At 60.3% G+C, this 8,619-nt stretch carries 7 protein-coding genes and 1 pseudogene; 5 read left to right on the forward strand and 3 right to left on the reverse strand.

Annotated elements, in window-relative coordinates; translation table 11 throughout:
• Positions 1-119: 119 nt before the first annotated feature.
• Entirely contained in the window at positions 120-1,241 is a 1,122-nt protein-coding gene (locus tag PMI26_RS04285) for a sugar diacid recognition domain-containing protein (protein WP_007979051.1), read from the reverse strand.
• Between the two features lie 170 nt (positions 1,242-1,411).
• Between PMI26_RS04285 and PMI26_RS04280 the strand changes: the two genes are divergently transcribed.
• The 3 genes from PMI26_RS04280 to rarD all read left to right on the forward strand — a co-directional run bounded on the left by PMI26_RS04280 (position 1,412) and on the right by rarD (position 4,999).
• On the forward strand, positions 1,412-2,722 hold the full coding sequence (locus tag PMI26_RS04280; RefSeq protein ID WP_007979054.1) for an MFS transporter: 1,311 nt from the start codon (positions 1,412-1,414) through the stop codon (positions 2,720-2,722).
• Between the two features lie 184 nt (positions 2,723-2,906).
• On the forward strand, positions 2,907-3,920 hold the full coding sequence (locus tag PMI26_RS04275) for an aldo/keto reductase (protein WP_007979056.1): 1,014 nt from the start codon (positions 2,907-2,909) through the stop codon (positions 3,918-3,920).
• Positions 3,921-4,117: 197 nt separating this feature from the next.
• Positions 4,118-4,999 (forward strand): EamA family transporter RarD, encoded by an 882-nt coding sequence (gene rarD / locus PMI26_RS04270; RefSeq protein ID WP_007979058.1) that lies wholly within the window; start codon positions 4,118-4,120, stop codon positions 4,997-4,999.
• 64 nt (positions 5,000-5,063) lie between these two features.
• Here the strand turns inward: rarD and hppD are convergent, their stop codons facing one another.
• Together hppD and PMI26_RS04260 are read right to left on the reverse strand one after the other, a co-directional pair.
• A complete protein-coding gene (hppD, locus tag PMI26_RS04265; protein ID WP_007979060.1) occupies positions 5,064-6,140 on the reverse strand; it encodes a 4-hydroxyphenylpyruvate dioxygenase in 1,077 nt (358 codons plus the stop codon).
• Between the two features lie 250 nt (positions 6,141-6,390).
• Positions 6,391-7,335, reverse strand: coding sequence for a DMT family transporter (locus PMI26_RS04260; protein WP_007979062.1), 945 nt, complete (start codon positions 7,333-7,335; stop codon positions 6,391-6,393).
• 78 nt (positions 7,336-7,413) lie between these two features.
• Here PMI26_RS04260 and PMI26_RS04255 point away from each other — a divergent pair, with 78 nt between their 5' ends.
• Together PMI26_RS04255 and PMI26_RS04250 are read left to right on the forward strand one after the other, a co-directional pair.
• A complete protein-coding gene (locus PMI26_RS04255; protein ID WP_007979063.1) occupies positions 7,414-8,286 on the forward strand; it encodes a LysR family transcriptional regulator in 873 nt (290 codons plus the stop codon).
• 112 nt (positions 8,287-8,398) lie between these two features.
• Positions 8,399-8,619: pseudogene (locus PMI26_RS04250) on the forward strand (cyclic diguanylate phosphodiesterase); the annotation flags it as partial.

The following is an 8,619-nucleotide window of genomic DNA, read 5'->3' on the forward strand; positions in this document are numbered from 1 at the left end:
AACTTGACCAGAACAGCTTGCTCGCGATGGAGGGTAACGATGACGCGGGAAATCAGACTTACCGCGGCGTCCTCTGGTTTTTCGCGAGCAAGCTCGCTCCTACAGGGGGATTTTGTCGCTCACGAAATTGAGTCTGGCTCGGGCAGCAGTTGCACGCCCAGATACAACGCGAGCATCCCATCGAGTCGCAGCGGATCGACGCCGCTGAGCTCGGCAATCCGCTCCATGCGGTAACGCAGGCTGTTGCGATGAATGCCCAGCGCATCGGCGCAGGCCTGGCTCTGGCCGTCGTGTTCACACCAACTGCGCAGGGTTGCCAGCAACTGACCGTTGCTGTCCTTGGCAATGACCTTGCGCAGGGGGTTGAGCAATTCGTCGAGGGCGTCGTCGTTGCGGTGGCGCCAGAGCATCACCGGCAGCCGATAGCGGGTGAGCGTCAACAGCCGGGAGCGCGGTAACACTTCGCGCCCGTAGGCCAGCAAGTCACCGACCCGGCGATAGCAGCGACGCAACCCCGCCAGCCCATCGGCTTGCCCACCGACGGCAATGCGCAGGATGTTCCAGCCGAGGCCGTCAAGCTTGTCCAGCAAGCGCTCGTTCTCGACCGACTGACTGGCCGGCCGACACCAGAGCAACGAGGTTTTGGCCGAGCTGACGCACCAACTGTCCGGGTGGCGGGTGGTCAACCAGGCACTCAGTGCCTCGACGGTTTGCCCCGCCGCGTGCTCCAGGCCCAGTTCGAACAGGTACGGCACCCGGGTCATTTGTGGCTTGAGGCCCAACTGCTGCGCTTCATCGACCAGTCGTGGAGAATCCCCGGCCTCGCTGAGCAGCAGCGCCAGCAGATCATCGCAGCGCTGGCGCCGCCATTGCTGTTCGGCCTGCTGGTTGCGCTGGGCTACCAGCATCTCGGCGGTCATGCGCACCAGTTCGGCATAGGTGCGCAGTTGCTCGGGTTCGCCGGTGATACCCAACACGCCGATCAGGCGCTGATCGAGCAACAGCGGCAGGTTGATGCCCGGTTGCACGCCCTTGAGATGAATCGCCGTCTGCGCATCGATCTCCACCACGCGGCCGTTGGCCAGGACCAGTTGCGCGCCTTCATGCCGGGTGTTGACCCGCTCCGGTTCGCCGCTGCCCAGGATCAGGCCCTGGCTGTCCATGACGTTGACGTTGTACGGCAGAATGGCCATCGCCCGGTCGACGATGTCCTGGGCCAGGTCGTGATCGAGTTCGAACATGCAAGTGATCCTTGAAGACGGTGATGGAACGGGTTGTTCACCCGCACAGGCCTTGGTTGCAAACCCTGTGCTCAGGCACAAAGACAGCCACCCTGAGGGTGGTCGAGACTCTCCGGGCGATCAACGTTACCCTTTGCATCGCAAAAAATCATAATAAAGAGAGAGCCGCCATGACACAGAGCGCCGTAGCGTCCGAGGCCATCGCTGACGACAAAAACGCCGTCTACAAGCGCATCACCCTGCGTTTGATCCCCTTCATTTTCATCTGCTACCTGTTCAACTACCTCGACCGGGTCAACGTTGGATTTGCCAAACTGCAGATGCTCGACGCGCTGAAGTTCAGCGAAACCGTGTACGGCCTGGGCGCCGGCATCTTCTTTATCGGTTACGTGCTGTGCGGTGTGCCCAGCAACCTGGCCTTGAGCAAATTCGGCCCGCGGCGCTGGATCGCGCTGATGATGATCACCTGGGGCACGCTGTCGACCTGCCTGCTGTTCGTCACCACGCCGACCGAGTTCTATACCCTGCGCCTCTTCACCGGCGCCGCCGAAGCCGGGTTCTTCCCGGGCGTGGTGCTGTATCTCTCGCAGTGGTTCCCGACCTTCCGCCGTGGCCGCATCATGGCGCTGTTCATGTCGGCGATCCCCGTCTCCGGCCTGCTTGGCAGCCCCTTCTCCGGCTGGATTCTCAACCACTTCGCCGCCGGCCAGGGCGGTCTCGCCGGCTGGCAGTGGATGTTCCTGCTGCAAGGCATTCCGACCGTGATCCTCGGTGCGCTGGCTTACTTCCTGCTCAGTGACAGCTACGCCAATGCGAAATGGCTGACCCCGTTCGAGCGTTCGGTGCTGGAAGCCGACCACGCTGAAGACCTGGCCAACAAACCGAAAACCACGACGGATTCGCTGCTGGCGGTGTTCAAGAACCCGGCGATCTGGGCCTTCGGCCTGATCTACTTCTGCATCCAGAGCGGCGTGTACGCGATCAACTTCTGGCTGCCGTCGATCATCAAGAACCTGGGCTTCAGCGATAACCTGGTGATCGGCTGGCTCAGTGCGATTCCGTACCTGCTGGCGGCAGTGTTCATGCTGATCGTGGGCCGCTCCGCGGACCTGCGCAAGGAGCGTCGCTGGCATCTGGTGGTGCCGATGCTGATGGGCGCGCTGGGGCTGCTGATCGCGGTGAACTTCGCCGCCAACCCGGCCATTGCGATTCTCGGCCTGACCATCGCCACCATGGGCGCCCTCACCGGCCTGCCGATGTTCTGGCCGGTGCCGACCGCCCTGCTCAGTGCCGGCGCTGCCGCCGGTGGCCTGGCGCTGATCAACTCGATGGGCCAGATGGCCGGTTTCCTCAGCCCGTACCTGGTGGGTTGGGTCAAGGACAGCACCGGTTCGACCGATGCGGCGCTGTACCTGCTGGCGGGGGTGATTGTCTGCGGCAGTCTGCTGGCGTTGCGCATGACTCGTACGTTGCGCGCCTGATCCCCACAAATCCGGTGTGGGAGCGGGCTTGCTCGCGAAGGCGGTGGGTCAGACAACAATATTGTCGACTGATCCACTGCCTTCGCGAGCAAGCCCGCTCCCACATTTGATTGGATTTGCGTTTGCTCCAGGGTGCTGTTCTGGTATCTGATTGAGCCTTTCCCACCGGTAAAAGGATTTGCTCATGAGCTATCGCACACTGGGGCATTCGGGTCTGCAGGTGTCTACGCTGACCCTGGGCACCATGATGTTCGGCGAACAGACCAGTACCGAAGACTCCCTGCGGATCATCGACAAGGCCTGGGACCAGGGCATCAATTTCATCGACACCGCCGACGTCTACACCAACGGCCGTTCCGAGGAAATCGTCGGCGAGGCCATCGCCAGCCGCCGTCATGAATGGGTGTTGGCCACCAAGGTCGGCTTCGGCCCCGTGGACGGTGTGCCCAACCGCAGCGGTCTGAGCCGCAAGCATCTGTTCAACGGTATCGACGCCAGCCTAACGCGCCTGGGCACCGACTACCTCGACATCTACTACCTGCACCGTGAAGACCACAACACGCCGCTGGACGTCACGGTGTCGGCCATCGGCGACTTGATTCGCCAGGGCAAGATCCGCTATTGGGGCCTGTCCAATTATCGTGGCTGGCGCATCGCCGAAGTGATTCGCGTGGCTGACAGGCTCGGCGTTGACCGGCCGGTGATCAGCCAGCCGCTGTACAACATCGTCAACCGCCAGGCTGAAACCGAGCAGATCACGGCGGCGCAAAACTATGGTCTGGGCGTGGTGCCCTACAGCCCGCTGGCGCGCGGAGTGCTCAGCGGCAAATACGCACAGGATGTGAAACCGGACGCCAACAGCCGTGCCGGTCGCCAGGACAAACGCATCCTTGAGACTGAATGGCGCGTCGAATCCCTGCGCATCGCCCAGCAGATCCAGCAATACACCCAGGAGCGCGGCGTCGGCATCGTCGAGTTCGCGATTGCCTGGGTGCTGAACAACAGCGCCGTGACCTCAGCCATTGTCGGGCCGCGTACCGAAGCGCAGTGGGACGCCTACACTAAGGCGCAGGCGGTGAAGATCACGGCCGAGGATGAGGCGTTCATCGATGCGCTGGTGACACCGGGGCATGCGTCGACACCGGGGTTCAATGATGTGAGCCACTTTGTGTCCGGGCGTAAACCGCGCATTAGCTGATCAGCCCTTTCCCATGTGGGAGCGAGCTTGCTCGCGATAGCAGATTCACATTCAACATCAATGTTGGCTGGTGTACCGCTATCGCGAGCAAGCTCGCTCCCACAGGTTCCGTGTTGATTGATCGGTCAATATTCGTCTGAAAAAACACGTATCCTCTGCGCCCGTTTCACTCTCACTCAAAATCACGCGAGGACAGCTTGTCTAAAGGTATCGCTCTATCGGTTTCAGCCTCGGTGCTGTTTGCCGTCATGTATTACTACACGTCGCTGCTCACCCCCTTGAGCGGCGTGGAAATCTTCGGTTGGCGCATGCTGCTGACTGTGCCGTGCATGACCGTGTTCATGGTGGTGTCCGGCGAGTGGAAGCGCGTGCTGGAGATCGTAAGGCGCGCCAAAGCCGATCCGAAGCTGATTGGCGCGCTGATCGCCTCCTCTGCCCTGCTCGGCGTGCAATTGTGGCTGTTCATGTGGGCGCCGCTCAACGGCTACAGCCTGGATGTGTCCCTCGGTTACTTCCTGCTGCCGCTGACCATGGTGTTGACCGGGCGGATCGCCTATGGCGAACGCCTGTCGTACCTGCAAAAGGTCGCCGTGGTGTTCGCCTGCCTGGGCGTGGTCAACGAGGTATATCAGGTCGGTGGTTTTTCCTGGGCGACCTTGCTGGTCTGCATTGGTTATCCGACTTACTTCGTTCTGCGCAAACGGCTTGCAGCGGACAACCTCGGCGGCTTGTGGCTGGACATGGCGTTGACGCTGCCCGTGGCCTTCTGGTTCGTTCAGAGCGGTGCACAGGGTTTTGGCGTGTTTGACCAGCATCCATGGTTGTCGCTATTGATCCCGCTGCTCGGCGTGATCAGCGCTTCAGCGCTGGTGGTCTACATCATTGCCAGTCGCCTGCTGCCGTTCAGTCTGTTCGGTTTGTTGAGCTACGTCGAACCGGTGTTGCTGCTGGGCGTGGCGCTGTTGTTGGGAGAGAGCATCAAGGCCGGCGAATGGCTGACCTACATCCCGATCTGGATGGCGGTGCTGGTGCTGGTGTTTGAAGGGTTCAAGCATCTGGTGCGGCAGCGCAGGCCTTAACCACCGACACAAAACAATGTGGGAGCGAGCTTGCTCGCTCCCACAGGTTTATCGGCGTAATGGTTTAGTCCGTGGACAACACGCCACGACGAACCTGGTCACGCTCGATGGATTCGAACAGCGCCTTGAAGTTGCCTTCGCCGAAACCGTCGTCGCCCTTGCGCTGGATGAACTCGAAGAACACCGGGCCCATCAGGGTTTCCGAGAAGATCTGCAACAGCAGACGCTTGTCGCCCGACTCGGACGAACCGTCCAGCAAAATGCCACGTGCCTGCAGTTCGCCCACCGGCTCGCCGTGGTTCGGCAAACGGCCTTCGAGCATTTCGTAGTAGGTGTCCGGTGGTGCGGTCATGAAGCGCATGCCGATGCTTTTCAGGTGATCCCAGGTCTTGAGCAGGTCATCGGACAGGAAGGCAACGTGCTGGATGCCTTCGCCGTTGAACTGCATCAGGAACTCTTCGATCTGCCCCGCGCCCTTGGACGATTCTTCGTTCAACGGGATGCGGATCATGCCATCCGGTGCGGTCATGGCCTTGGAGGTCAGGCCGGTGTACTCGCCCTTGATGTCGAAGTAGCGGATTTCGCGGAAGTTGAACAGCTTCTCGTAGAAGTTGGCCCAGTAGGCCATGCGACCGCGATACACGTTATGGGTCAGGTGATCGATGATCTTCAGGCCGGCACCGACCGGATGGCGGTCAACGCCTTCGATGAACACGAAGTCGATGTCATAGATCGAACTGCCTTCACCGAAACGGTCGATCAGGTACAGCGGCGCGCCGCCGATGCCTTTGATCGCCGGCAGGTTCAGCTCCATCGGGCCGGTTTCGATATGGATCGGCTGGGCGCCGAGTTCCAGGGCACGCTTGTAGGCTTTCTGCGAATCCTTGACGCGGAACGCCATGCCGCACACCGACGGGCCGTGCTCGGCGGCAAAGTACGAGGCGACGCTGTGGGGTTCGTTGTTGAGGATCAGGTTGATCGCGCCCTGACGATACAGGTGCACGTCCTTGGAGCGGTGGGTCGCGACCTTGGTGAAGCCCATGATCTCGAAGATCGGCTCCAGGGTGTTCGGGGTCGGCGATGCGAGCTCGATGAATTCAAAGCCCATCAGGCCCATTGGGTTTTCGTATAAATCTGCCATGGTTGGCGCCTCATCATTTTTTATCAATTAACTAAGGTTAGTTGTAAGCAATGCTGAGACCGCTGGGTGGCGCACAGGAGATGCCCCGCACGCTGCGGGCGAGAAAATCACCGTAGATCAGTTGAAACCCGAATATCTTCATTATCGACCCAAGGCTCTTGCGGGCGAGGCTTCTGCTGCCAGAAGACGATTATTATTGTATGCGTAACCTGATTCTACACAGCGTAAATCGTTTTGTCCGCCTTCTGTATCAAATCCCCTTTTTCCTTACCCGCGCAAGGGGTTTGTTGCAGAGGAAAATCCCCGCCAGTATCAACCCGCCACCCAGGCACATGGCCAGCGTCAACGGCTCATCGAGCAACAGCGCCCCCAGGATCACCGCGGTCAACGGGTTCAAGGCAATGAACACCCCGGAACGCGTCGCACCGATTGTGCGGATGCCATCGTAGTAGCCAATGTACGCCAGCGCCGAACCCAGCACGCCGAGGTACAAAAGGCTCAACCATTGCCGGGCATCCAGTTGGGTGATCGCAGTGACACTTACCTCGCCACGGACGATGCAGGTCATCCAGAGCATGACGGTGCCCAGCAGAATCGAACAGGTCACCGTTTGCACCGGTCCCAGGGTTTGGTTCAGCTCTCTGGAGCACAGCGAGTAGACACCCCAGCCGAGCACGCAGCCGAAAATCAGCAGATCGCCGACCCAGGCATCAGTACCTGCGGCCAATAACTGCGGGTTGCGACTGACGATCACCATGCTCGCGCCGGCCATGCAGATCGCGATACCGGCGACTTTCGCCCGGCTCAAGCGCTCCTTGAACAGTAACCAGGAAGCGAATCCGATCACCGCCGGGTTCAGCGCCACAATCAAGGATGCCCGTGAAGCGTTGATGTAATGCAGGCCATAAAAGAAGCACAGGTTGTAGAAGAAGATCCCGAAAAAGCCAAGCAAGAGTAATTGCAGCCATTGCCGGGCGCTGGGCCGGAGCAGCGGTATCCGCGCGATGCGTAGAAACAGCAGCAATGCCGCGCTGGCCAGTAAAAAACGCAGGCTGGCAGCCAGCAGCGGGCTGAGGCCGTCGGCCAGAAAGCGTCCGGCAACGAAGGTGCCGCCCCACACCATGCTGACGCCCGCCAGTTTCAGATACACCGGCAGATCCGAGGGTTTTGACAGGGTTTGCTCACATATCGTCATAAGATTCCAGGGTCGGATAGCGGAGAGATGATCTATCATTCAACTAATATTCAGTCATCGTAAAATGAGTAAACACTCATGACCCTCACCCAACTGGAGATTTTCTCCCTCGTGGCCGAACTCCACGGCTTCACGCCAGCGGCCAATCGCCTGGGCATTTCCCAATCGGCGGTGTCCCATGCCTTGAAGTCTTTGGAGCAGGAACTGGGGGTCGAGTTGTTGCGCCGGCATCAAACCCGGGTCGAGCCAAGCGACATTGGCCAGCAGTTGCTGCTGCGCGCCCGCGCGATGCTGGGCCTGGCCAACACCCTGCGCCAGGAAGCGGCCGACGCTCGGGGCATGAAACGCGGTACGCTGCGTATCGGCTCGTTCGGGCCGACTTCATCGATCAAATTGTTGCCGTTGATTCTGCAGCAGTACCGCGCCGCCCATCCCGGCATCGAAGTGCATATCGACGAAGGCCCAGACCGCCAGGTGCTGCAGTGGCTGGAGGAGCGACGGATCGACATCGGCTTTGTGGTGTTGCCCGAGGAGCGCTTCGACACGGTCGCGCTGATCGAAGACCAGATGGTCGCGCTGCTGCCCGCGAACCACCCGCTGGCGGTTCACGACAGCCTGAACCTGAAGGACCTGTGCGACGTCCCGTTTGTGCTGACCGAGGCCGGTTCTTCGGAGCTGGTTTCACGCCTGTTCACCGCGGCCCGACTGACGCCCAACATCCGTTATCGCTGCTCGCAGCTGATGAGCACCCTGGATGTCGTCGCTCGTGGCGACGGGGTGACGGTAGTCGCCGAAGGTTCATTGCCCCATCAATCAGACAGCCGCTATGTGAAAAAACCGCTGTCACCGACGGTGGTGCGCCAGGTCGGCCTGGCGGTACTCGATCGACGCCAGGCATCACCCGCGACACTGGCCTTTATCGAACTGGCACAAAGCCTCGACCTGTGTTGAGCAGCGTAACCGCCTGGGGCCAACTATCATGGCCATTACCCGAACTCTTTATGGGAGGCGTATTGCCCTGCCAGTTGTTGAGAGCCTTACTTCTTCGTGACGGGATTCGCGAATGCCGCTGAAAGCCAAAACCCGCAGTCGCAGCACGAAAATTGCTGTCACCCTGATCAGCGGATTGCTCCCGGTACTGCTGGGGGCTGCCATTCTTTACATGCAGGCAGGGCATGTGCTCAAGCAAGACACCGAACAAACCGCCGAGGAAGCGGTTCGTCAGTTCGACTTGATGCTCGACAACACCGCCCAAGCCGCTCGCGAAAAACCCCTAGGCGCCAC

Source organism: Pseudomonas sp. GM33 (genome assembly GCF_000282295.1).
Classification (GTDB): domain Bacteria; phylum Pseudomonadota; class Gammaproteobacteria; order Pseudomonadales; family Pseudomonadaceae; genus Aquipseudomonas; species Aquipseudomonas laurylsulfatiphila.

Coding starts and splice junctions, on each gene's coding strand:
- PMI26_RS04280 (WP_007979054.1), top strand. CDS start 1,412: ATGACACAGAGCGCCGTAGCGTCCGAGGCCATCGCTGACGACAAAAAC.
- PMI26_RS04260 (WP_007979062.1), bottom strand. CDS start 7,335: ATGACGATATGTGAGCAAACCCTGTCAAAACCCTCGGATCTGCCGGTG.
- PMI26_RS04255 (WP_007979063.1), top strand. CDS start 7,414: ATGACCCTCACCCAACTGGAGATTTTCTCCCTCGTGGCCGAACTCCAC.
- PMI26_RS04285 (WP_007979051.1), bottom strand. CDS start 1,241: ATGTTCGAACTCGATCACGACCTGGCCCAGGACATCGTCGACCGGGCG.
- hppD (WP_007979060.1), bottom strand. CDS start 6,140: ATGGCAGATTTATACGAAAACCCAATGGGCCTGATGGGCTTTGAATTC.
- PMI26_RS04275 (WP_007979056.1), top strand. CDS start 2,907: ATGAGCTATCGCACACTGGGGCATTCGGGTCTGCAGGTGTCTACGCTG.